The organism is Burkholderia sp. AU30280, from assembly GCF_020420125.1.
Classification (GTDB): Bacteria; Pseudomonadota; Gammaproteobacteria; order Burkholderiales; family Burkholderiaceae; genus Burkholderia.
The window spans coordinates 49687-73287 of the sequence record NZ_JAIZRY010000019.1 but is presented as its reverse complement, the minus strand read 5'-3'; the positions used below and the strand labels follow the sequence as shown (position 1 = coordinate 73287).

The following is a 23601-nucleotide window of genomic DNA, read 5'->3' as shown; positions in this document are numbered from 1 at the left end:
GGGCGGTCACGCCGGGGCGGCGTCGCGCGCAGGCTGCGCGACACGGCCGGGGCGGCTTGAAAGGATGCGAAAGTTTAACATGACGACGAGCAGCAGCAGGATCGCGGCCCCGCCGTTGTGCGCGACGGCGACCGGCAGCGGCCACTGCAGCACGATGTTGGTCAGGCCCGTCACGAACTGCAGCAGGACGACCAGCAGCACGCCGTTCGCGGGCCGCCGCAGCGACTCGAAGCGACGCATCTTCAGCGAGAACGCGACCAGGTACGCGACCACGACGAACGCGAACGTGCGGTGCGTCCAGTGGATCGCGACCAGCGCGTCCTGCGTGATCGCCTCGCCGTCCTTCGTCATCCCGAGCGCGCGCCACAGGTGGAAGCCGTGCTCGAAGTCCATCGGCGGGATCCACTGGCCGTTGCAGGTCGGGAAGTCGGTGCACGCGAGCACCGCGTAGTTGGTGCTCACCCAGCCGCCGAGCGCGATCTGCACGACCAGCAGCACGAGCGCCGCGAGCGCGGCCGCGCGATAGCGGCCGGCTTCGGGGTCGTGCGACGGCAGCGGCGTCTGCCGCGCCGCGAGCCAGCCGAGCGTGCCGAGCAGCGTGAGGCCGAGCAGCAGGTGGATCGTGACGATCACCGGCTGCAGCTTCATCGTGACCGTCCACGCACCGAACGCGCCCTGCACGAGGATCAGCAGCAGCAGGCTCGTCGGCCACCACGGCGACACGTGCAGCGGGCGGCGGCGCAGCCGCGCGGCCCACGCGATCACGACCTGCGCGATGATCAGCACGCCGATCGCCATCGCGAAATAGCGGTGGATCATCTCGATCCACGCCTTCGACATGCTGACCGGGCCGGTCGGCATCGCCTGGTGCGCGGCCGTGATCGCGGCGTGCGCAATGAACGGCGACGACGTGCCGTAGCAGCCGGGCCAGTCCGGGCAGCCGAGCCCCGAATCGGTCAGCCGCGTGAAGCCGCCGAACATCACGAGGTCGAGCGTCAGGAAGGTGGTGATCCACACCAGCTTGCGAAACTTGTTGTCGTCGGCCTTCACCCACACGTACGACAGCGGCAGCAGCGCGATGCAGAAGCCGATCAGGCCGAGTTGCAGTAGATACGCCATCGGTTTATTGCCTCTCGTATTGCCTTAGCCGATGCTCGACCACTTCAGCAGCTTCGTCACGTCCGACTTGATCTTGCTGGGGTTCGGATCCTTCGGGAAGCGCATCATCAGGTTGCCGTTCGGATCGACCAGGTAGATGTGGTCGCTGTCCTTCGTGCCCGCGTCGGCCGGCAGCCACGCGGCCACCGCGGCCGGGTCGGCGACGAGACGGCGCGTATCCGGGTACGCATCCAGCACCTTCTGCGGCGTCGCGCCCGCATCGCTGCGCAGCCACACCATCGCGAGCCGGTGCCGCTCGCCCGCCTGCGTGACGCGGATCTGGCGCATGAAATAGAGCTTCTTCGCGCACGCTTCGTCGCACGCGCTGCTGTCGGTCATCACGAACAGCCACACGCCGCGCAGCGACGACAGCGGCACGGTCTTGCCGGTTTCGTCGGTCACCTGCAGATCCGCGGGGATCGGGCGCTGCGGCTCGATCAGCGTGCCGTAGTTGGTCGAGCCGCCCTTCGGCTTGATCACGTAATAGGTGAAGTACGACGCGATCATCGGTGCGGCGCACACGAGACCCAGCAGCACGAGCATCCAGCGGCCGCGCTTGCGGGCCGCAGGCGACGGCGCAGCGGCCGGACCCTGACGGGAAGATTGCATGGACAAATCAGACCTCTCGAAACGAACCCGCGGCGCCGGCGCCGCGTCCTGGCATGGCGCTCACGCGCCGGCCGACTTCTTCGCCGCACGCCGCGCGGCGTACAGCCCGAAGCCGAGCGCGGCCGCCGCCATCGCCCACCACTGAAACATGTAACCGTAATTGCGCTCGACGCCGGTCGTCGCCGCCGGCCAGTCGCGCACGAGCTTGTCGCCGTCATCGCTCGTCTGCTGGATCACGAACGGCTGCAGCGGCAGCCCCGTTTCCTTCGCATACGCGGCGACGTCCAGGTTCTGCCGGATTTTCTGGTGCGCCGCCGATCCGCCTTCGCCGAGCTCGAACGCCCGCGATGCGTCGGCGCGCGCAATGCCCACGATCTCGACGTCGCCCGCGGGCGTCGCGAACGGCTCGATCGCCGTGCGATCGGAGATATTGCGCGGCAGCCAGCCGCGGTTCACGAGCACGACGCCGCCGCCCGTGAGTTTAAACGGCATCACGACGTAAAAACCCGGCTGGTCGTTATACGGCCGATTGTCGAGGAACACGGCTTGCTCGGGCAGGAAACGGCCCGTCGCACGCACGCGATGGAACTCGATCGACGCGAGCGGCATCGGCTGCGCGCCGATGTCGACGGGCGCCGCCTGCTCGTAGCGCTCGATGCTCGCCTGCAGCGCTTCCTTCTGGTGCGCGCGGTCGCGCTGCCAGAAACCGAGACGGATCGTGACCGCGACGACGACGAGGATCAGCAGCGCGGGCAGCCAGCGAATCTTCATCATGCGGCCCGCCCGGCACCTGCCCGAAAGCGAAGTGCGATAATTATCCTCTTCCTTTCGAATTGCCGTCGTCCGGTTCGTGTCATGCACATACTCGTTCCCATCGCCTTCATCCTCATCATTGCCAGCATGGGCTCGGCGCTCTACTTCATGATGCACGACCGCGGCCACACGAAACGCATGGTCTGGTCGCTCGCCACCCGCGTCGGGCTGTCGGTGTCGCTGTTCCTGCTCATCCTGATCGCGAACTGGATGGGCTGGATCCATTCGACCGGCCTGCCGATCGGGCGTTGATCCGTTTGCCGCCGCAGCCGCTGTGACATTTCGCCGCACGGCCACGGCACCAAGCAAAAGCGCCGCCTGACTGAGTCGCGGCGGCGCCCGGGTGGTGAAGGCCGGCAGTCACGCTGCCCGGCCGACCCAATGAAAACGGCCCGCGCATTGCTGCGCGGGCCGTTGTTCCATTTACAGCCAGTAGACGACGACGTACAGGCCGAGCCAGACGACGTCGACGAAGTGCCAGTACCACGCGGCGCCTTCGAAGGCGAAGTGGTGATCGGGCTTGAAGTGGCCGCGGATCATCCGCACCAGCACCACCGCGAGCATCGTGCCGCCGAGGAACACGTGGAAGCCGTGGAAGCCCGTCAGCAGGAAGAACGTCGAACCGTACACGCCCGAGTTCAGCGTCAGGTTCAGTTCGTTGTACGCGTGGTAATACTCGAAGCCCTGCAGGAACAGGAAGCAGATACCGAACACGAGCGTCGCGGCCAGCCAGGCGATCGCCTTCTTGCGATGATCGTCACGCAGCGCGTGGTGCGAGATCGTCAGCGTCACGCCCGACGACAGCAGGAATGCGGTGTTCAGCGTCGGGATCGGCCACGGGCCCATCGTCTTGAAGTGACCGGCGAGCGCGGCGGGGCCTTCGTTCGGCCACACGGCGGAGAAATCCGGCCAGATCAGCTTGTAGTCGAGGCTGCCGAGCTGGTGCAGCGCGATTTCACGCGCATAGAACAGCGCGCCGAAGAATGCGCCGAAGAACATGACTTCCGAGAAGATGAACCAGCTCATGCTCCAGCGGTACGACTTGTCGACGTTCTTGCCGTAGTGACCGCCTTCCGATTCGGCGATCGCGTCGCCGAACCAGTGATACAGCGTGAAGAGCAACCAAAGCAGGCCGAGCAGCGCCGTAAACGGCGCCCAGTCGTGACCGTTGATCCACAGCGCTGTCGATCCGAGCATGACCAGCAGGCCGATGGCCGCGCTGATCGGATGCTGCGACGGATGCGGCACGAAATAGTACGGGGTCTGGTTTTGACCGCTCATGCTTGATTCTCCACTTCAGTCCAATTTGTGTACCGGAAACCGCTCCGGCTTTATTTCTTGCGCGGCGTGACCACCACCGCTCCTTCCTGCACGCGCCACCGTGGCGCCGCGCGCTGCATTCTTTCGTGGCCGCGGGCTTCAGCCCACGACGGCACGCACGATCAGGATCAGCACGCCGATGAACACACCGGCCGCCAGCAACGCGACGATCAGCACGTGCAGCGGATTCAGCTGCGTCGCATCGGCCTCCAGGTCGCGCCGCTTGCGCACCCCGAAGAACGACCACAGCACGGCCTTCAGCGCCTGGCCGAACGACCCGCCCCGCTTCTCCCCCGTCATCGCCCCGCCTCCGTCGTCATGCGTCCGGCTTCGCCGCGCCCTGCGCCGCGGTCTTGCCCGGCGCCGGCGCCGGCGTGTCCGGCGTATTCAGCTCGAAGAACGTGTACGACAGCGTGATCGTCTTCACGTCCTTCGGCAGTTTCGGATCGATCACGAACACCACCGGCATCTTGCGCGATTCGTTCGCGGCCAGCGTCTGCTGCGTAAAGCAAAAGCACTCGATCTTCTTGAAGAACTCCGTCGCCTGCTTCGGCGCGTAGCTCGGAATCGCCTGTGCAACGACCGGCCTGCCCTGCCCGTTCGTCACGTCGTACACGATCGTCGTCAGTTCGCCCGGATGCACGTCGAGACTGTTGTGCTCCGGCTTGAAACCGAGCGGGCCGCGCGCGTTCGCATCGAACTCGACCGACACCGTGCGGCTGGTGTCGACCTGCGAGTTCTTCGCCTCGCGCTCGCTGACATCGCGCTGCACCAGGTTGTTGATGCCGGTGATCTGGCAGATCGCCCGATACATCGGGATCAGCGCGAAGCCGAAACCGAACATCAGCCCGGCCACGACGAAGAGCTTCACCAGCATCGAACGATTGAACGCGCGATCGACGGCGCCCTCTTCCGGCTTCGACATACGACAACTTCCTCGCTACTGCGTCTGTTGCTGCATCAGTGAGTGGACAGCCACCACTGCTTGATCACGACACCCACAAAAAAAACGGCGGCGATGACGAGCAGGATGAGGCCGAGCCGCTTGTTGCCCGCGCGAATCTGCTCGGGCGTTCGTCTTTGTTGTGGATTCCGGGTCATCTGAAACTTCGCTGAAACCTCGATTCGGCGCCCGCCGCTGCCTGCCTGCGCGGCAGGCTGGCAGCGGCCAGGCGCACTGTGAAACTTACTCGACGTGCGGCGGTTGCTCGAACGTGTGGAAGGGAGCCGGGCTCGGCACCGTCCACTCGAGGCCCGTCGCGCCATCCCACGGCTTGTCCGACGCCTTTTCCAGCTCGCCGCCGCCACGGTAGGCCGGCAGCGCGACTGCGAACAGGAAGTACACCTGCGCGAGGCCGAAGCCGAATGCGCCGATCGTCGCAACCTGGTTGAAGTCCGTGAACTGCGCCGGGTAGTCCGCATAGCGGCGCGGCATGCCTGCGAGACCGACGAAGTGCATCGGGAAGAACGTCAGGTTGAAGAAGATCATCGACGCCCAGAAGTGGATCTTGCCGCGCGTCTCGTTGTACATCCAGCCCGTCCACTTCGGCGCCCAGTAGTACCAGCCCGAGAACAGCGCGAACAATGAGCCCGCCACCAGCACGTAGTGGAAGTGCGCCACCACGAAGTAGGTGCCGTGATACTGGATGTCGAGCGGCGCCATCGCGAGCATCAGGCCCGTCAGGCCGCCGAACGTGAACACGAACAGGAAGCCGATCGCGAACAGCATCGGGGTTTCGAACGTCATCGAGCCGCGCCACATCGTCGCGAGCCAGTTGAACACCTTCACGCCCGTCGGCACCGCGATAAGCATCGTCGCGTACATGAAGAACAGCTGGCCGGTCACCGGCATGCCCGTGGCGAACATGTGGTGCGCCCAGACCATGAACGACAGGATTGCAATCGAAGCCGTCGCGTACACCATCGAGCTATAGCCGAACAGCGTCTTGCGTGCGAACGCCGGGATCACCTGCGACACGATCCCGAACGCCGGCAGAATCATGATGTACACCTCGGGGTGGCCGAAGAACCAGAAGATGTGCTGGTACATCACCGGATCGCCGCCGCCTGCCGCGTTGAAGAACGACGTGCCGAAGTGGCGGTCGAACAGCACCATCGTGATCGCGCCTGCCAGAACCGGCATCACCGCGATCAGCAGGTACGCCGTGATCAGCCACGTCCACGCGAACATCGGCATCTTCATCAGCGTCATGCCCGGTGCGCGCATGTTCAGGATCGTCACGACGATGTTGATCCCGCCCATGATCGACGATGCGCCCATGATGTGGACCGCGAAGATCGCGAAGTCCATGCCCGGGCCCATCTGCGTCGACAGCGGCGCGTAGAGCGTCCAGCCGGCGGCCGTCGCGCCACCCGGCGCGAAGAACGAACCGACCAGCAGCACGGCCGCAACCGGCAGCAGCCAGAAGCTGAAGTTGTTCATCCGCGCGAACGCCATGTCGGACGCGCCGATCTGCAGCGGAATCATCCAGTTCGCGAAACCGACGAACGCCGGCATGATCGCGCCGAACACCATGATCAGGCCGTGCATCGTCGTGAGTTCGTTGAAGAACTCCGGACGCATGATCTGCAGGCCCGGTTCGAACAGCTCGGCCCGGATGGCGAGCGCCATCACGCCGCCCGACAGGAACATGATGAACGAGAACAACAGGTACAGCGTACCGATGTCCTTGTGGTTGGTCGCGAACAGCCAACGCCGCCAGCCGTGCGGCATTTCGTGCGCGTGGTCGTCGTGCGCGTGGTCCGCGGCTACGTCGTGCCCGATGCTAGACATGAGAATCTCCTAATGCGAATACGTCGACTAACTCAGCGACACGTCAAGCCGCCGGACCGATCTCGACACGCCGGGCTTCCTTCGCGTCCGCCCCGCCCGAGATCGTTTCCGGCTTTTTGAGAATAATGTGGTCTTCCGCCACGCCTGCTGCCTTCAGCGCGTCGCGCACGGCTTGCGCGCGATGCTTCGCCAGCTCGGCGTTCGCGTCGGCCGAGCCCGTCTTGTCGGTAAAGCCCGACAACGCGAGCTTCGCGTCCGGATGTGCCTTCGCATAGTCGGCCGCGGCGGCGATCGCCGCCTTCGCGTCGGCCGGCAGCACGCTCTTGCCCGTCTCGAAGTAGATCGTCGACAGTGCGGCCGATGCCGCTGCCGCCGGCTGCTCTGCGCCCGACGCAGCCTGCGCCGGCGCCGAAGCGGCTTCCGCCGGTGCGGCTGCCGCTGCGCCCGCCGCGTCTTCCGGCATCTTGCCGTTACGCGCGTCGGCCACTTGCTTCGGCTGCAGCAGGTCGTTCTTGTGGTTGCCCCACGAATTGCGTTCGTACGTGATGACCGAGGCGATGTCGAGATCCGACAGCGACGCCCACGACGGCATCGCGCCCTTGCCGTGCAGCACGCGCTCGACGTGGCCGGCGATCGGGCCGTTCGCGATCGGGCTGCCGTCCATGGCCGGGAACGCGCCGAGGCCCTTGCCGTTCACCTGGTGGCAGGCCGCGCAGTTCGCCTTGTAGACTTCCTCGCCATGCGCGACGAGTTCAGCCATCGTGTAGACCTTGTTCGGATCGACCGCGGCGCTGGCCAGCTTGGCCTTCTGCGCGGTGACCCACTTCGCGTAGTCGTCATCCGACAGGACTTCGACGACGACCGGCATGTACGCGTGTTCCTTGCCGCACAGCTCGGTACAGAAACCGCGGAACGTACCGACCTTGTCGGCCTTGAACCACGTGTCGCGCACGAAGCCGGGGATCGCATCCTGCTTCACGCCGAACGCGGGCACGTACCACGAGTGGACGACGTCGTTCGCGGTCGTGATGATGCGGATCTTCTTGTTGACCGGCACGACGAGCGGGTTGTCGACTTCCTGCAGATAGGTGTCGGTGATCGGCTTCTTGCCCATCACTTCGTCACGCGGGGTGCTGAGCGTCGACAGGAAGCCGATGCCCTCGCCCGGGCCCTTCACGTAGTCGTAGCCCCACTTCCACTGGTAGCCGGTGACCTTGATCGTGAGATCGGCGTTCGTCGTGTCCTTCATCGCGACGACGGCCTTCGTCGCCGGCAGCGCCATCAGCACGACGATGACGAACGGCACGATCGTCCAGATGATCTCGACGGTCGTGCTTTCATGGAAATTGGCGGCCTTGTGGCCCTTGGATTTGCGGTGCGCGAAGATCGAATAGAACATCACGCCGAACACGCCGACGAAGATCACCGTACACAGGATGAGCATCATCGTGTGGAGATCGTAGAGCTCCTCGGCGATTTTCGTGACCGGCGGCTGAAAGTTGATCTCGTTGACGCGGGGGCCGCCCGGGCTATCACCGACCGCCAGGGCGGCACCGGCAAAGAGCAATCCGCTGCATGCCAGCACGCCCGTGAGGGCTCGCTTGATTGTTTTCATAGCATCCTTACCCAAAATTTCCATTCAAACCCTCCCCCGTCGCAAGCCGCCGGCCCTATCCGCCGGTGCCCGCGCCTCGTCAGCCGCAGCGCCTGAGCGACACGCGCAGTTCGTCGGCGAACTGCGCACGCTTGTACTGCGCGAGATGCTGCCCGATTACGACGGTCTGCCCGCGCGATACCAGCCGAATCGGGTCGCGTGGCGTCGCACCCGGCTCGACCCGCACCCAGCGCGGGTTGAATTCGATCTGCGTGAGCCGCTCCGCATCCATCCGCTCGATCACGAGCCGGTGCGGATACAGCCTGATGCGTTCGTAATCGACCGCATGGCGAGCATAGATCGCAAATGCGACACCCACAGCCAGCAACTCGATTCCGGTAAAGGGCATGACGAGCCAAGCTCCCCGCCACATCAGCAATGTCGCGATCAGCAGCGAGAAGCCCGCGAGCGACACGTAAAACAGCACGAACTGACGCGGCGACGCCGAACAGTTGCGTTTCATGAGCCAGTCTTCGAGGACCGGCTCGCCGTTCGTCGTCTCCGCCAAAACCCTCGCTGCTTCCATCGCCGCCTCACGCGAATGGCATGCGATGCATGCCTGCATCGGACTCGTCGTTCCGTATTGCGGGGACCCCGGGACGACAAGCTGACGCATTATAGGCGGGTTCAATGGCATCCACAAGCAAGCGACTATCGGCCCGCGAGCCAAGCGCGACAAGCTTTCCGGCCATTTCAGGCGCCAATTCGACCCCGCTTTGCGCCGCTAATTTCAGACATAACAAAACCCCTCTTTACCGCTTTACCGATTCTTCGGACGCCCCTTTCCGATGTCCTCGATGCGCACGATCCCGTGCCCTTCGGCGGTCGTGCGCGGTACGGCCTTCCATGCGTGGCCGTAGATCACTTCGAACGTGAGCGGAATCGTGCCGTCCGCGCGCCGGCGGGCCTCCAGCGCGTCGCCGAGCGCCGCGCGAAAGCGCCGCGTCGCGCGTTGCGGCGCCTCGCGCTCGAACGGATAGGCGCCCCAGCGGCGCACGTCGGCCAGCAGGGAGTCGGGGGATTTGTAGGTGACGGTCAGCACCTCCTGATCCATCACGGGAATCTCGAAGCCGCTCTCGACGAGCATGTCGCCGAGGTCGTGCATGTCGACGAAATCGATCACGCGCGCGGCGGGCGACGCGATGCCGAGCGCCGCTTCGGCGTCCGCGCAGGCCGCGCGCAGTTCGCGCAGGGTATCGGGGCCGAGCGTGCTGAACATCAGCAGCCCGTTCACGCGCAGCACGCGCTGCCATTCGGGCAGCACCGCGTCCGGGCGCGAATGCCAGTGGAGGGCGAGATTCGACCAGATCAGGTCGAACGCGCCGCCGGGGAACGGCAGCGCGGCGAAGTCGGCCTGCGCGACGCGCGGGCCGCGCTGGCCCAGTGCGCGGCCGAGCGAGGCCGGCAGCCAGCGGCGCCAGCTCGTCTGCTCGACCTCGCGCTGACCGGCTCGCGCGAGCATCGCACCGGACAGGTCGACGCCGAACACGGGCGCCTCGGGAAAGCGTGCGCGCAGCGCCGGCAGATCGTCGCCCGGGCCACAGCCCGCGTCCAGCACGGCTGCGGGGCTCACCTTGATGTATTCGAGGCGCTCGTTCATGCGCTGCGCGATCTCGCGCGGCAGGAACGCGACCGCATCGAACGTGGCGGCACGGCGGTCGAAGATCCGCCGAAGGCGCCTTGCGTCATTGGCCGGACGGCCGGTTGAAGTCGAAGCTGGGGACATGTCGGGCACACTGGCGAAGAGCCCGAAGTATACTCGCTCGCCCCGCGGGCTTCATTGAGGCGGGGTGTCAGGAGTGTTGCGATGATCCGCCGTTCCGCCCGACGCACGATGCGCGTCGCTTTGTCGCAGGTCCGCGCGCTGGGCGCGCGCGTCGCCGCGGTCGCGCTGCCGAATCGCTGCGCACTATGCGGCAATTTGTCACACGCCGTGATGTGCGGCGCTTGCGACGCCGCGTACTGGAACGAAGCGCGGCTGCGCTGCGACGTCTGTGCGCTGCCGCTGGGCATCGGGCCACCGCGTTCGGCCTCGCCCCGCGGCGCTCGCGCCGGCCGCGCGGCCGCATACCGGTGCGACGCGTGCCGTGCGGCGCCGCCGCCGTTCGATGCAACGCTCGCGCTGGCGGATTACCGTGCGCCGCTCGACGGACTCGCGCGCGGCCTGAAGTTTCACCGGCAACTCGCGCTCGGCGCCGAATTCGCGGCACGCCTCGCCCAGTTGATCGACGATACGCCCGGCGCCGGCGGCTTCGACCTGGTGGCGCCCGTGCCGCTGTCGCACCGGCGGCTCGTCGCGCGTGGCTACAACCAGGCCTGGGTCATTGCGCGCCCGCTCGCGCGGCGGCTCGGCGTGCGCGCGGATGCGGCGCTGCTCGCGCGGGTCGCCGACACCGCGCCGCAGTCGCGGCTCGACCGGCACGCACGGCGCGACAACGTGATGGCCGCATTCGCGGTGGCGGGCGGCGTCGCCGGGCGCCACGTCGCGGTCGTCGACGACGTGATGACGTCGGGCGCGACGCTCGCGGCGGCCGCGCACGCGCTGAAAGCGGCGGGCGCCGCGCGCGTGACGAATCTGGTTGCGCTGCGCACCGCCAGGGATTAATTAGATAGAGAGGCCAGCCGCCCGAACACGGCGGCGGCCGCCACGAACCGGCCGGCCGGGAACGCGCAGATTGCGCCGCCCCGGCCGGCCCAGCCAGACCGAAACATGTTCAACGTCGTCCTCGTCGCCCCCGAAATTCCGCCGAACACCGGCAACGTGATCCGCCTGTGTGCCAACACGGGTGCGCGCCTGCACCTGATCGAGCCGCTCGGCTTCCCGCTCGACGACGCGCGGATGCGCCGCGCGGGCCTCGACTATCACGAGTATGCGCAGATGCGCGTGCACCGCGACTGGGATGCGTTCGTCGCGGCGGAAACGCCCGACCCCGCGCGGATGTTCGCGTTCACGACCCGCGGCTCGGGCCGCTTCCACGATCATGCGTTCCTGCCCGGCGACTGGTTCGTGTTCGGCTCGGAAACGCGCGGCCTGCCCGCCGAACTGCTCGAGCGCTTCCCGAACGAACAGCGCGTGCGCCTGCCGATGCGGCCGGACAACCGCAGCCTGAACCTGTCGAACACGGTCGCGGTGGTCGTGTTCGAGGCGTGGCGCCAGGCCGGCTTCGAAGGCGGCGCATGACGCTTGCGCGGCGCATCCCGCTCCGCGGGACGCGTCACGTCCGTGCGAGTCGTGCGCGATAGAGGTCGTAGATGTCGGGAGAAAAGCACGCGAACACCACGCGTGCGAGGTTCGGCGCCTGCGGCAGCATTTCGGCGACTGTGCCGACCGCAATCTCGACGGCTTCTTCAGCCGGATAGCGATAGATGCCGCAACTGATCGCCGGGAACGCGATCGACGCCGCCGCGACCTCCTCGGCCAGCTCGATCGCGCGTCGGTAGCACGACGCGAGCAGGTCGGCCTCGCCGCTCCCGCCGCCGTGCCACACCGGCCCGACCGCATGGATCACGTAGCGCGCCGGCAACCCGTGGCCGCGCGTGAGCTTGGCGTCGCCCGTCTCGCAGCCGCCGAGCGTGCGGCATTCGGCAAGCAGGCCGGGGCCGGCCGCGCGGTGGATCGCGCCATCGACGCCACCGCCGCCGAGCAGCGAACCGTTCGCGGCGTTGACGATCGCGTCGACATCGAGCGTCGTGATGTCGACGACCTGCGCATCGAGCGTGGTGGAATGGATCCGCAGCATGACAACCTCCCGGAGCGCCGGAGACTGTTCAAGCGTAGCGCGCTTTGACGCCGCGCGCCCGAAGCGAACACGGCGCCAGACGGCGGCGGGCTGCGTTACTCGGCGCGCGCGTCGCGCCGCAGCAGGCCGCTGACGGCGTCGCGCGGCGCGATGCCGTCGAACAGCACGCCGCACACGGCTTCGGTGATCGGCATTTCGATCGACTGCGCGCGCGCGATCGCCAGCACGGCCTGCGCGCAGCGCACGCCTTCGGCCACGTGGCCAAGCGCGCCGAGGATGTCGTTCAGCGTGCGGCCGGCCGCCAGCTTCAGGCCGACCGTGCGGTTGCGCGACAGGTCGCCCGTTGCGGTGAGGATCAGGTCGCCGAGGCCCGTGAGGCCCGTGAAGGTTTCCGCCCGGCCGCCGAGCGCGACACCGAGGCGCGACATTTCGGCGAGGCCGCGCGTAATCAGCGCGGCGCGCGCGTTCAGCCCGAGACCGAGGCCGTCGGCGATGCCGGTCGCGATCGCGAGCACGTTCTTCACCGCGCCGCCGACCTCGACGCCGACCACATCGTCGCCCGTATAGATCCGCATCGCGCCGTGATGGAACGCGGCGAGCGTGCGCTCGCGGCATTCGGCGGACGTGCTCGCCACCGTCAGCGCGACGGGCAGCGACTGCCCGACTTCCCGGGCGAAGCTCGGCCCCGACAGCACGCCGTTGCTGTGCTGTTCGGGCAGCTCGGCCGCGATCACCTGATGCGGCAGCAGATGCGTGTCGGCCTCGAAGCCCTTGCAAACCCAGACGATGTGCGCGGGCACGCAGCCTGCATCGCGCATCGCGTGACACAGCGTGCGCAGCCCGGCCACGGGTGCGGCGATCACGCACAGTGCGTCGTCCGCGGCGCCATGCGCGAGCGCGGCGCCGAGATCGGCGCCGTAGCGCAGTGCGTCAGGCAGCGCGATGCCGTCCAGATAGCGGGAATTTTCGTGCCGGGCCTGCAGCCCGGCGATGAGCGCGGCGTCGCGCGCCCACAGAAGCGTGTCGTGCCGCGCGGCCAGATGGCCCGCGAGCGCGGTGCCCCACGCACCGGCGCCGAGAACGGCTACTTTCATACCCAGCACCGGTCCTCCGAGTGAAACGTCAGTTCAGCGTCGTGCCGTTCGGCGCGCCTGCTGCGGCGCCGGCCTGCTGCTGAAGCTGCGCGAGGCGCTGTTCGTACAGCGCCTGGAAGTTGATTTCCGCCAGGTGGATCGGCGGGAAGCCCGCGCGCGTGATCGCATCGGCGATGTTCGAACGCAGGTACGGGAACAGGATCGTCGGGCATGCGATGCCGACGAGCGGGTCGAGCTGTTCGTCCGGAATGTTGCGGATGTCGAAAATGCCGGCCTGCTTCGCTTCGATCAGGAACGCGACCTTGTCCTTCACCTTCGCGGTGACGGTGCCCGACACCACGACTTCGAACACGCTTTCCGCGAGGCGGTCGGCCTTCACGTCGACTTCGACTTCAACCGACGGCATGTCCTGCTCGAGGAAGATCGCCGGCGAATTCGGCTGCTCGAGCGACATATCCTTCAGGTAGACGCGCTGGATGTTGAAGAACGGTTGGTTTTCGACGTCGGACATGGTGTTTCCCTAAAAGTGGTGACGGGGCGGCCCGGCTTCTCGCCGGCCGCCACGGATGAATCCTGCGCGCCAAGCCGCGGCGCGGCCGGCGGCCATTCTGCCCTAATCAGGCCGCTTGCAGAAGCGGGACGAGCCCGCCTTCGCGGTCAAGCTTCGACAGATCGTCGTAACCGCCGACGTGCGTGTCGCCGATATAGATCTGCGGCACCGTGCGGCGCCCCGTGCGCGTCATCATTTCGTCGCGGCGCGCGGGATCGCGGTCGATCAGCACCTTCTCGATCTGCTCGACACCGCGCAGCTTCAGCAGGCGCTCGGCCTGGATGCAATACGGACACACCTGCGTGCTGTACATCAAAACCTTGTTCACTTCGCCACTCCTTGTTTGACGACCGGCATCCCGGCCTGCTGCCAGGCGGCCACGCCGCCCTCGAGCACGTGCACCTCGGCGTAGCCCGCCGCCTCGACCTCGCGCGCCGCCTTCTGCGACTGCTGGCCGTTCTGGCAGACGAGCAACACCGGCGTGCTCTTGTTCTTCGCGACCTGCGCGATCTTCGTGCCGATCTCGCCCGCCGCGACCTGACGTGCGGACGGCAGGTGGCCGGCAGCGAAATCGGACGCGGCGCGCACGTCGATCACGACCGCGTTGCGGCGGTTGATGAGTTGCGTCGCCTCTGCGGCCGACAGGCCGCCGCGGCCGCGGCGCAGCGCGGGCCAGGCCAGCAGGCCGCCGGATACCACCAGGATCGCGATAAGGGCCAGGTTGGTGTAATCGGTAAAGAACGTCACGGAATTCCGCCGGAAAAAGAGAAATCGGATGAGGACAATCCCGCCATTATAAAATAACCGTCTTGCGCGATGGCGGGCCCGGGTCGGGTCCTGCGCGACGCGCCACAGCTTCCTTCACTACCGACCGCAAGATCCATGTACAAACTCGTTCTCATCCGCCACGGCGAATCGACGTGGAACAAGGAAAACCGCTTCACCGGCTGGGTCGACGTCGACCTGACCGAGCAGGGTCGCAACGAGGCCTACCAGGCCGGCGAATTGCTCAAGGAGGCCGGCTACACGTTCGACATCGCGTACACGTCGGTGCTCAAGCGCGCGATCCGCACGCTGTGGCACGTGCAGGACCGGATGGACCTCATGTACCTGCCGGTCGTCCACTCGTGGCGCCTGAACGAACGCCACTACGGCGCACTGTCGGGCCTGAACAAGGCCGAAACGGCCGCGAAGTTCGGCGACGACCAGGTCCTCGTGTGGCGCCGCAGCTACGACACGCCGCCGCCCGCGCTCGAGCCGACCGACGAACGCGCGCCGTTCAACGACCCGCGCTACGCGAAGGTGCCGCGCGAGCAGCTGCCGCTCACCGAGTGCCTGAAGGACACGGTCGCGCGCGTGCTGCCGCTGTGGAACGAGTCGATCGCCCCGGCGGTCCGCGCCGGCAAGCAGGTGCTGATCGCCGCGCACGGCAACTCGCTGCGCGCGCTCATCAAGTACCTCGACGGCATCTCGGACAGCGACATCGTCGGCCTGAACATCCCGAACGGCGTGCCGCTCGTGTACGAACTCGACGAAAACCTGAAGCCGATCAAGCACTATTACCTCGGCGACCAGGACGCGATCGCGCAGGCGCAAGCCGCCGTCGCTAAGCAGGGCAAGGCGGGCTGACGCCCGTCGGCCGGGTGAGCCGGGTGAGCCGGGCGGGCTGCGTCCGGTGCGGTTCGCCCGGCCCGAGCGCCGCCCCTTGTCCGGCACACCGCGCGAACCTTCGCGGCGCCGGCGCTGTCGAATCCGCTTTCGAACCCGCAGCGCGCCGCCGGGCCGGCTCCGGGCCCTTTTCGACGCTTTTCGCGCCGTTCCACTGAGTCATCGGACGAACAGTTATACTTGTCCGCTACATCCCCGCTACCGCCACGCGCTTCCCGACCGCACCAGATCTCTATGCGAATGAAATTGAAGAACATCGGCCTGATTGCCGCGGGCCTCGCCACGGGCGTGTTCGCCACGCTGCAGGTTTCCGCATCGGCCGAGCAGACCGCCACGGCGCCGCTTCCCCTCGACCAGCTCCGCCTGTTCGCGGAAGTCTTCGGACAGATCAAGCGCGAGTACGTCGAACCGGTCGACGACAAGAAGCTGCTGACGGCCGCGATCAAGGGCATGGTGTCGAGCCTCGACCCGCACTCGTCGTTCCTCGACAAGACCGACTATGACGAGTTGCAGGAACAGACGAAGGGCCGCTTCGCGGGTCTCGGCATCGAGATCTCGCAGGAAGACGGCCTCGTCAAGGTGATCTCGCCGATCGAAGATACGCCCGCGTTCCGCGCCGGCATCCGTCCGGGCGACCTGATCACCCGCATCAACGACAAGCCGGTGCGCGGCATGACGCTCGACAAGGCCGTGAAGCAGATGCGCGGCGAGCCGGGCACCAAGGTCACGCTGACGATCTTCCGCAAGAGCGACGACCGCACGTTCCCGGTCACGGTCACGCGCGCGATCATCAAGGTCCAGAGCGTGAAGATGAAGATCCTCGATCCGGGCTATGCGTATGTCCGCATCACGAGCTTCCAGGAGCGCACGACGCCCGATCTCGCCGCGAAGCTGCAAGACATCGCACGCCAGCAGCCGAACCTGAAGGGCCTCGTCCTCGACCTGCGCAACAACGGCGGCGGCCTGCTGCAGAGCGCGGTCGGCGTGGCCGGCGCGTTCCTGCCGCCCGACTCCGTCGTCGTGTCGACCAACGGCCAGATCGCCGATTCGAAGCAGGTCTACCGCGATACGTACGACAACTATCGCCTGCCGTCCTTCGACGGCGATCCGCTGAAGAACCTGCCGCCGGTCTTCAAGACCGTGCCGATGATCGTGCTGACGAACGCCTATTCCGCGTCCGCGTCGGAAATCGTCGCCGGCGCGCTGCAGGATTCGAAGCGCGCGCAAATCATGGGCAAGACGACGTTCGGCAAGGGTTCGGTGCAGACGGTTCGCCCGATGACGGCCGACACCGCGCTGCGCCTGACCACCGCTTATTACTACACGCCGAGCGGCCGTTCGATCCAGAACAAGGGCATCACGCCGGACGTGCCGGTCGATCAGTACGCGGACGGCGATCCGGACGACGTGCTCGTGACGCGCGAGGTCGACTACTCGAACCACCTTGCGAACACGCAGGATCCGAACGAGAAGAAGGAACAGGAAGACCGCGAGCAGCGCCGGATGGATCAGCTGCGCATTCTCGAAGAGCAGAACGACAAGAAGACGCCGGAGCAGCGCCAGAAGGATCGCGATCGCAAGCCGATCGAGTTCGGCAGCGCCGACGACTTCATGATGCAGCAGGCGCTCAACAAGCTCGAAGGCAAGCCGGTCCAGGAATCGAAGTCGCTGCTCGCCGAGAGCACGACGAAGAGCCCGGCCGGCAAGGCTGCGACGGCCTCGAAGGCATCGGGCGCAGGCGCGAAGCCGGCAGCCGCACCGAAGGCCGCGTCGGCACCGCAGTAAGCGCCGGCCGGCATCCGACGGGCCATCGCGGGAAGACCGCGATGGCCCGTTTTTCATGCGCGCCTAAAATAACGACACGACCGCCGCCTCGCCCACGACTTCCCATGAACGACGATCAACTCCTTCGCTACTCCCGTCACATCCTCGTCGACGAAATCGGCATCGAGGCGCAGCAGCGCTTTCTCGATGCGCATGCGATCGTCATCGGCGCGGGTGGCCTCGGCTCACCGGCCGCGATGTACCTCGCCGCATCGGGCGTCGGCACGATCACGCTCGTCGACGCCGACACGGTCGACCTCACGAACCTGCAGCGGCAGATCCTGCACGCGACGGCGTCGGTCGGCCGCCACAAGGTCGAATCGGGGCGCGACGCGCTCGCGCGGTTGAACCCCGAGGTGAAGGTGCACGCGGTCGCGGAGCGCGTCGACGACGCGTGGCTCGACGCGCACGTGCCGCGCGCGACCGTCGTGCTCGACTGCACCGACAACTTCGCGACGCGGCACGCGATCAACCGCGCGTGCGTCGCGCACGGCGTGCCACTCGTATCCGGCGCCGCGCTGCGCTTCGACGGCCAGATCAGCACGTTCGATTTCCGCGACCCGGCCGCGCCCTGCTATGCGTGCGTGTTCCCGGAAGACCAGCCGTTCGAGGAAGTCGCATGCGCGACGATGGGCGTGTTCGCGCCGACGGTCGGGATCATCGGCGCGATGCAGGCCGCCGAGGCGCTGCGCGTGATCGGCGAAATCGGCAAGACGCTCAACGGGCGGCTGATGATGCTCGATTCGCTGCGGATGGAATGGACGACGATGAAAATCGCGCGCCAGGCCGACTGCCCCGTGTGCGGGGGCCGGCACTGACGCGCGACGGGCATGCGCCTGCCGGCGCATGCGTGGTGACACTTCGCCAAGGTTTGAGCGGCGACGCCAGTGCGTCAAGCAGCCGCGTCCGCACGCGGCTCCGCGACTGACAGGCGCTGCAACGCGGCCTGTACTTCCTCGGGCTCGAACGCGGCGAGCACGTCGGCCGTCGGCTTTTCGAGCGCCTTCAGGTGCGCACGCAGGATCTCCTGCTTCACGACGAGCAACTGGCTCGGGTGCATCGAGAACTCGGTGAGCCCCATCCCGAGCAACAGGCGCGTGAGCGCCGGATCGCCGGCCATCTCCCCGCATACCGACACCGACACGCCCGCGCGCTTCGCTTCGCGCAGCGTATAGGAGATCAGGTGCAGCACGGCCGGATGCAGCGGGTCGTACAGGTGCGCGACCGCGTTGTCCGCGCGGTCGATCGCAAGCGTGTACTGGATCAGGTCGTTCGTGCCGATCGACAGGAAATCGAACCGCTTCAGGAACAGCGGCAGCGCGATCGCCGCGGCCGGAATCTCGATCATCGCGCCGATCCGCACATTCGGATCGTATGCAAGCCCCGCGTCGTCGAGCTGGCGCTTCGCCTCGCGGATCAGGTCGAGCGTCTGATCGATCTCCTGCGCGTGCGCGAGCATCGGGATCAGGATCTTCACCTGGCCGAACGCGGACGCGCGCAGGATCGCGCGCAGCTGAGTGAGGAACATCTGCGGCTCTGACAGGCTCCAGCGGATCGCACGCAGGCCGAGCGCAGGGTTCGGCGCCGTCTCGTAGCCTTCGTCGAGCGCCTCGAGCGGCTTGTCCGCGCCGACGTCGATCGTGCGGATCGTCACCGGCATGCCCTTCATCCACTCGACGGCCCGCTTGTACGCGGCGAACTGCTCCTCCTCTTCCGGCATCTCCTTCTGATGCATGAACAGGAATTCGGAACGGAACAGCCCGACGCCGACCGCGCCGGCCTCGACGGCCGCCTTCGCGTCGTCGGGCAGCTCGATGTTCGCGTACAGATCGATCTTGGTGCCGCACAACGTTTGCGTCGGCGAGAACTTCAGACGCTGCAGCTTGCGTTGCTCCAGCAGCTTCTCGGACTGCCGGTACGAATATTCCTCGAGGACGATCGGCGCCGGATCGACGATCACGATGCCCTGGTCGCCGTCGACGATGATCAGGTCGTCCTGGCGGATCAATGCGCTCGCATGCTGCACGCCGACCGCCGCCGGAATGCCGAGGCTGCGCGCGACGATCGCCGTGTGCGACGTGCGCCCGCCGAGGTCGGTGACGAACGCCTGGAACGACTGCGACTTGAACTGCATCATGTCGGCCGGCGCGATGTCGTGCGCGACGACGATCATCTCGTTCGTGCCGTTCTTGGCCGCGCGGTCCAGTGCCTGCGACGCGGACGGCGCACCGGCGAGCGCCTTCAGCACGCGCTCGACCACCTGCTCGATGTCGGCCTTGCGCTCGCGCAGGTATTCGTCCTCGATGTCGTCGAAGTGGCGCGTGAGCAGCTCGAGCTGCTCGGTCAGCGCCCACTCGACGTTGTAGCGGCGCGTGCGGATCAGGTCGATGGTTTCCTGCACGAGCATCTCGTCGCTCAGGATCATCGTGTGCACGTCGATGAATGCGCCGACTTCGCTCGGGGTGTCGTCGGTCAGGTCGGCGCGCAGCGCTTCGAGTTCGTGATGCACGACATCGAGCGCCGTGCGGAAGCGCTCGACCTCCGCATCGATCTGGTTTGCGTCGATCAGGTAATGGGCGACGTCGAGCGCCGCCGGCGCGATCAGGTACGCTCGTCCGATCGCGATACCACGTGAGACGGGAATGCCATGCAGCGTGAAGGACACGCGCACCTCCTCTGTACAAGTAAAGCCGCGGCACACTGCTGCGATGCGCTTATGACCCCGGTTAGCGATTATAAATTCCGCGACTCCCCGCTGACTGCATGCACCGCAGCATTGCGCATTCCGCATCAATGCTTCCGACGAAAAAAATGCCGCGGAATCCGCGGCATTCTGACTGGAAACGGCAACGATCCCGCGCGGCGGTCACTGGCCTTCGCCGAACTTGTCGGCGATCAGCTTCAGCAGCGCGTCCATCGCTTCCCGCTCGTCCGGCCCTTCGGTCTCGATCGTCACGGTGCTGCCGATACCCGCCGCCAGCATCATCACGCCCATGATGCTCTTCGCATTGATCTTGCGCCCGTTGCGTGTCATCCAAACTTCCGACTGGAAGTTGCCGGCCAGTTGCGTAAGCTTGGCCGATGCACGCGCATGGAGCCCCAATTTGTTGACGATGGTGGTTTCTTGTTGAAGCATGATTCTCGGTCGGATCGGTCGGGGCCGCCGGCGGGGCGCGTCGGCGGGGCTGTCTAAAACGGAAAACGGGAAATCAGTGCGATTCGGTGCGCGGCTGCGGTTCGGGCGGAATCGGCGCGCACTGGCCGCAGCCGGTTTCGGTCGGCGGCGGCGGCGTACCGGCCGACACCTCGTGGACGCCCTTCGCGCCGCCGGACAGCGCCTTGTCGACCAGCTTGTCGAGCGGCACGGTGCGGTAGCAGACGGCCCGCACGAGCATCGGCAGGTTCACGCCCGCGAGCACGCGCACGTTGTCGATCTTGGCGAGCTGGCCCGCGATGTTCGCAGGCGTCGCGCCGTACATGTCGGTCAGCACGACCACGCCGTTCTCTTCCTTGAGCCGTGCGAGTTCCGCGTGCGCGAACGCCATCACCTGGGCCGGATCGCTGTCCGCCGTCACGTCGATACAGCCGATGCGGGCGGGCACGCCGCCATAGATGTGCGCGATACAGTCCCGCAGCGCGGTGGCGAGCGGGGCGTGCGCGATGATCAGGATCCCGGCCATGTCAGATCGCTCCCGGCCGCCCCTGGCGGGCCGACACCCCGCGGCGGGGCAATGAGCGTAGCGAGTGTGGGAAACGTTCCATGTTCAGCCTTGCAACAGTTTCGGCCCGACCGCCGGGCCTTTGGTGCGCGATCGCGGCACCGGGCAAGCGGGCATTGTAGCAGGCCGGTCGAACCGCTCCGGCGACGGGGGACCTGCGCGGCCGCCGCCGGGGTTGCGCGGGAGACGGCCTACGCGGCCGCACGCTCCAGCGCGTCGATGAACATCGCGGCGACGTCGAAGCCCGTCTGCTCCATGATCTCGCGGAAGCACGTCGGACTCGTGACGTTCACCTCGGTCAGCCAGTCGCCGATCGCATCGAGGCCGACCAGCAGCAGCCCGCGTGCCGCGAGCACGGGCCCGAGCGTTTCGGCGATCTCGCGATCGCGCGCGGTCAGCGGCTGCGCGACACCGAGCCCGCCCGCCGCGAGATTGCCGCGCACCTCGCTGCCCTGCGGAATCCGGGCGAGCGAATACGGCACCGGCTCGCCCGCGATCAGCAGGATGCGCTTGTCGCCCGCCTTGATCTCCGGAATGAACTTCTGGATCATCAGCGAGCGCGTGCCGTCGTGGCCGAGCATCTCGATGATCGCGCCGAGATTCATCCCGTCGGCCTTCACGCGGAACACGCCCATCCCGCCCATCCCGTCGAGCGGCTTGACGATCACGTCGCCATGCTCGGCGTGGAAGGCACGCAGGCGCGCCGCATCGCGCGTGACGAGCGTCGGCGCGACGAATTGCGGAAACTCGCCGATCGCGAGCTTTTCCGAGTGATCGCGGATCGACTGCGGCTTGTTGAACACGTGCGCGCCCGCACGCTCGGCGAGCTCGAGCATCCACGTGGCCGTCACGTATTCCATGTCGAACGGCGGATCCTTGCGCATCAGCACCGCACCGAACGACGTCAGCGCACGAGATTCGTGAGCGGCCGCCTCGTACCACGGATGGCGGTGCAGATCGGCCGTGTCGCCGACGATCGTCACGCGCTGCACGTCCGCCTCGACGCCCGAACCCGTCCACGCGAGCTGATGCGGCTGACACGCATAGACTGCATGCCCGCGCCGCGCCGCCTCGGCCATCATCGCGTAGGTCGAATCCTTGTAGATCTTGAAGCGCTCGAGCGGGTCGGCGATAAAGAGAATGTCCATGAGGTCCTGTACTTGGCGAAGGTCCGTTACACCTGGATGGCTTCGGGGTCGGTCTTTTCCAGTTCGATCGACGACGCGATCAGCGACAGCCGCGCGACGACACCGTACATGTAGAAACGGTTCGGCGGCGCGGCACCCGGCTTCGCACCCGCATCTGGCAGCGCCGTGTGCTCGAAGCCGAGCGGTACGTAGTGCATGCCGGGCGCGTTCAGGTTCTGGTCGCGTTCGCGGCCGGCGTGCGTGCGGTAGAAGCCGCCGACCACGTAGCGGTCGATCATGTACACGACGGGCTCCGCGACTTCGTCGCCGACGCGCTCGAACGTATACACACCTTCCTGCACGATCACGTCGCGCACCGCGAGGCCGGCCTTCGACTCGGCCATTTGCGCGCGCTCGGCCTTCGACATGCGGCCGATCTCGGCCGCGTCGTGCACGGTCATCACGCCGCGCCCCGCCGTGCCCGCATCGGCCTTCACGACCACGTACGGCTTCTCGCTGATCCCGTATTCGCGGTACTTGCGCGCGATCTTCTTCAGCACGCCGTCGATCGCGTCGGCGAGCGCCTGCTCGCCTTCATGCGCCTGCCAGTCGACACCTTCCACGTGCGCGAAATACGGATTCACCATCCACGGATCGACGCCGACCATCTTCGCGAACTTCTTCGCGACGTCGTCGTAGCACGAGAAGTGCGTCGACTTGCGGCGCACGGCCCAGCCCGCGTGCAGCGGCGGCAGCAGGTATTGCTCGTGCAGGTTTTCCAGCACGGCCGGGATACCGGCCGACAAGTCGTTGTTCAGCAGGATCGAGCACGGGTCGAAATTCTTCAGGCCGAGGCGGCGCTGCGAACGCTCGAGCGGTTCGAGCACGATCTTCTGGCCATCGGCCAGCGTGATCGGCGTCATGTCGGTGATGCTCGGGTCGAGCGAGCCGAAGCGCACGTTCAGGCCGGCCTGGCGCATGATCGTCGCAAGACGTGCGACGTTTTCGAGGTAGAACGCGTTGCGGGTCGGCAGCTCGGGAATCACGAGCAGGTTCTTCGCGTCCGGGCAGATCTTCTCGATTGCGGCCATCGCGGCCTGCACGGCGAGCGGCAGCACTTCGGACGGCAGATTGTTGAACGCGCCGGGAAACAGGTTCGCGTCGACGGGCGCCAGCTTGAAGCCGGCATTGCGCAGGTCCACCGAACAATAGAACGGCGGGGTATGTTCCTGCCATTCGAGCCTGAACCAGCGTTCGATCGCAGGCGTCGCGTCGAGGATCTTCTGCTCGAGTTCGAGCAGCGGACCGTTCAACGCGGTAACGAGGTGGGGAACCATGAATCACTCGCGAGCGGGAGAATGAAGATTGTAGAGCAATTGCCCTGCCCATTTGGGGATTGTTCCCGGCTTCGCAAGGGTTTGAAGGAAGTTTTCGGCTATTGACCCGATAGTGCGAAGGGTCATGCGCGACGGCAGTGGATGACAGGAGAAAAAAGAGCCCGCCGGGTGGGGCGGGCCGAAGTCGCTGCGCT

At 66.6% G+C, this 23601-nt stretch carries 27 protein-coding genes; 6 read left to right on the top strand and 21 right to left on the bottom strand.

The genetic code is table 11. The features are described from left to right. Positions 1–6 precede the first annotated feature (6 nt). Genes LGN17_RS32800 through LGN17_RS32790 form a run of 3 tightly spaced genes read right to left on the bottom strand, consistent with a single transcriptional unit; the run spans position 7 to position 2538 of the window. On the bottom strand, positions 7–1119 hold the full coding sequence (locus tag LGN17_RS32800) for a COX15/CtaA family protein (protein ID WP_226201025.1): 1113 nt from the start codon (positions 1117–1119) through the stop codon (positions 7–9). A gap of 24 nt (positions 1120–1143) precedes the next feature. Then, positions 1144–1767 (bottom strand): SCO family protein, encoded by a 624-nt coding sequence (locus LGN17_RS32795; protein WP_226201024.1) that lies wholly within the window; start codon positions 1765–1767, stop codon positions 1144–1146. 60 nt (positions 1768–1827) lie between these two features. Further along, a complete protein-coding gene (locus LGN17_RS32790) occupies positions 1828–2538 on the bottom strand; it encodes an SURF1 family protein (RefSeq protein ID WP_226201080.1) in 711 nt (236 codons plus the stop codon). 84 nt (positions 2539–2622) lie between these two features. Here LGN17_RS32790 and LGN17_RS32785 point away from each other — a divergent pair, with 84 nt between their 5' ends. Beyond that, on the top strand, positions 2623–2832 hold the full coding sequence (locus LGN17_RS32785; protein ID WP_226201023.1) for a twin transmembrane helix small protein: 210 nt from the start codon (positions 2623–2625) through the stop codon (positions 2830–2832). Positions 2833–3003: 171 nt separating this feature from the next. On the opposite strand, the gene LGN17_RS32780 is transcribed toward LGN17_RS32785, so the two are convergent. The 8 genes from LGN17_RS32780 to LGN17_RS32745 form a co-directional block, all read right to left on the bottom strand. After that, complete coding sequence (locus LGN17_RS32780) at positions 3004–3861, bottom strand: cytochrome c oxidase subunit 3 (RefSeq protein ID WP_039346195.1); 858 nt, start codon at positions 3859–3861, stop codon at positions 3004–3006. 138 nt (positions 3862–3999) lie between these two features. Then, positions 4000–4200: a DUF2970 domain-containing protein gene (locus tag LGN17_RS32775; RefSeq protein ID WP_175951461.1), complete on the bottom strand. Its 201-nt coding sequence runs from the start codon at positions 4198–4200 to the stop codon at positions 4000–4002. 16 nt (positions 4201–4216) lie between these two features. Next, positions 4217–4825 carry a cytochrome c oxidase assembly protein gene (locus LGN17_RS32770; protein WP_226201022.1) on the bottom strand — a complete coding sequence of 203 codons (609 nt, stop codon included), beginning with the start codon at positions 4823–4825 and terminating at the stop codon, positions 4217–4219. A gap of 35 nt (positions 4826–4860) precedes the next feature. After that, on the bottom strand, positions 4861–5001 hold the full coding sequence (locus LGN17_RS32765) for a cytochrome oxidase small assembly protein (RefSeq protein WP_174921494.1): 141 nt from the start codon (positions 4999–5001) through the stop codon (positions 4861–4863). An 85-nt stretch (positions 5002–5086) separates the two neighbouring features. Continuing rightward, positions 5087–6694 carry a cytochrome c oxidase subunit I gene (gene ctaD / locus LGN17_RS32760; RefSeq protein ID WP_031401318.1) on the bottom strand — a complete coding sequence of 536 codons (1608 nt, stop codon included), beginning with the start codon at positions 6692–6694 and terminating at the stop codon, positions 5087–5089. Positions 6695–6737: 43 nt separating this feature from the next. Beyond that, on the bottom strand, positions 6738–8333 hold the full coding sequence (gene coxB / locus LGN17_RS32755; RefSeq protein WP_226201021.1) for a cytochrome c oxidase subunit II: 1596 nt from the start codon (positions 8331–8333) through the stop codon (positions 6738–6740). Between the two features lie 55 nt (positions 8334–8388). Then, a complete protein-coding gene (locus LGN17_RS32750) occupies positions 8389–8913 on the bottom strand; it encodes a DUF2244 domain-containing protein (protein ID WP_226201079.1) in 525 nt (174 codons plus the stop codon). Between the two features lie 195 nt (positions 8914–9108). After that, a complete protein-coding gene (locus LGN17_RS32745) occupies positions 9109–10074 on the bottom strand; it encodes a methyltransferase domain-containing protein (RefSeq protein ID WP_175970702.1) in 966 nt (321 codons plus the stop codon). A gap of 81 nt (positions 10075–10155) precedes the next feature. Between LGN17_RS32745 and LGN17_RS32740 the strand changes: the two genes are divergently transcribed. Together LGN17_RS32740 and trmL are read left to right on the top strand one after the other, a co-directional pair. Continuing rightward, positions 10156–10953 carry a ComF family protein gene (locus LGN17_RS32740; RefSeq protein ID WP_226201020.1) on the top strand — a complete coding sequence of 266 codons (798 nt, stop codon included), beginning with the start codon at positions 10156–10158 and terminating at the stop codon, positions 10951–10953. 105 nt (positions 10954–11058) lie between these two features. After that, positions 11059–11529: a tRNA (uridine(34)/cytosine(34)/5-carboxymethylaminomethyluridine(34)-2'-O)-methyltransferase TrmL gene (gene trmL / locus LGN17_RS32735; protein ID WP_011353282.1), complete on the top strand. Its 471-nt coding sequence runs from the start codon at positions 11059–11061 to the stop codon at positions 11527–11529. A 34-nt stretch (positions 11530–11563) separates the two neighbouring features. Here the strand turns inward: trmL and LGN17_RS32730 are convergent, their stop codons facing one another. The 5 genes from LGN17_RS32730 to LGN17_RS32710 form a co-directional block, all read right to left on the bottom strand. Further along, positions 11564–12088, bottom strand: coding sequence for an O-acetyl-ADP-ribose deacetylase (locus LGN17_RS32730; RefSeq protein ID WP_226201019.1), 525 nt, complete (start codon positions 12086–12088; stop codon positions 11564–11566). 95 nt (positions 12089–12183) lie between these two features. Further along, entirely contained in the window at positions 12184–13182 is a 999-nt protein-coding gene (locus tag LGN17_RS32725) for an NAD(P)H-dependent glycerol-3-phosphate dehydrogenase (protein WP_226201018.1), read from the bottom strand. Between the two features lie 28 nt (positions 13183–13210). Continuing rightward, positions 13211–13693, bottom strand: a complete 483-nt coding sequence (gene secB, locus LGN17_RS32720) for a protein-export chaperone SecB (RefSeq protein WP_011353285.1) — start codon at positions 13691–13693, stop codon at positions 13211–13213. A 106-nt stretch (positions 13694–13799) separates the two neighbouring features. Next, the gene (grxC, locus tag LGN17_RS32715; protein ID WP_039346228.1) at positions 13800–14060 is read right to left on the bottom strand and encodes a glutaredoxin 3; all 261 of its coding nucleotides are present in this window, start codon (positions 14058–14060) and stop codon (positions 13800–13802) included. Further along, on the bottom strand, positions 14057–14479 hold the full coding sequence (locus LGN17_RS32710) for a rhodanese-like domain-containing protein (protein WP_011353287.1): 423 nt from the start codon (positions 14477–14479) through the stop codon (positions 14057–14059). Before LGN17_RS32710 ends, grxC begins: the two co-directional genes overlap by 4 nt. A gap of 135 nt (positions 14480–14614) precedes the next feature. Between LGN17_RS32710 and gpmA the strand changes: the two genes are divergently transcribed. The 3 genes from gpmA to LGN17_RS32695 all read left to right on the top strand — a co-directional run bounded on the left by gpmA (position 14615) and on the right by LGN17_RS32695 (position 18042). After that, positions 14615–15361, top strand: a complete 747-nt coding sequence (gene gpmA / locus LGN17_RS32705; protein WP_021164239.1) for a 2,3-diphosphoglycerate-dependent phosphoglycerate mutase — start codon at positions 14615–14617, stop codon at positions 15359–15361. 273 nt (positions 15362–15634) lie between these two features. Beyond that, positions 15635–17185 (top strand): S41 family peptidase, encoded by a 1551-nt coding sequence (locus LGN17_RS32700; RefSeq protein WP_226201017.1) that lies wholly within the window; start codon positions 15635–15637, stop codon positions 17183–17185. A 104-nt stretch (positions 17186–17289) separates the two neighbouring features. After that, on the top strand, positions 17290–18042 hold the full coding sequence (locus LGN17_RS32695; RefSeq protein WP_226201016.1) for a HesA/MoeB/ThiF family protein: 753 nt from the start codon (positions 17290–17292) through the stop codon (positions 18040–18042). A gap of 74 nt (positions 18043–18116) precedes the next feature. Here LGN17_RS32695 and ptsP read toward each other — a convergent pair whose 3' ends face one another. From ptsP to gshA, 5 genes are all read right to left on the bottom strand, one after another. Next, positions 18117–19889: a phosphoenolpyruvate--protein phosphotransferase gene (gene ptsP / locus LGN17_RS32690; protein ID WP_226201015.1), complete on the bottom strand. Its 1773-nt coding sequence runs from the start codon at positions 19887–19889 to the stop codon at positions 18117–18119. Positions 19890–20090: 201 nt separating this feature from the next. Further along, positions 20091–20360 carry an HPr family phosphocarrier protein gene (locus LGN17_RS32685; RefSeq protein ID WP_006477716.1) on the bottom strand — a complete coding sequence of 90 codons (270 nt, stop codon included), beginning with the start codon at positions 20358–20360 and terminating at the stop codon, positions 20091–20093. Positions 20361–20433: 73 nt separating this feature from the next. After that, positions 20434–20904, bottom strand: a complete 471-nt coding sequence (locus tag LGN17_RS32680; protein WP_226201014.1) for a PTS sugar transporter subunit IIA — start codon at positions 20902–20904, stop codon at positions 20434–20436. Positions 20905–21134: 230 nt separating this feature from the next. Beyond that, positions 21135–22091, bottom strand: coding sequence for a glutathione synthase (gene gshB / locus LGN17_RS32675; protein ID WP_175951450.1), 957 nt, complete (start codon positions 22089–22091; stop codon positions 21135–21137). 26 nt (positions 22092–22117) lie between these two features. Continuing rightward, positions 22118–23407 (bottom strand): glutamate--cysteine ligase, encoded by a 1290-nt coding sequence (gshA, locus tag LGN17_RS32670; RefSeq protein ID WP_011353295.1) that lies wholly within the window; start codon positions 23405–23407, stop codon positions 22118–22120. Positions 23408–23601 lie beyond the last annotated feature (194 nt).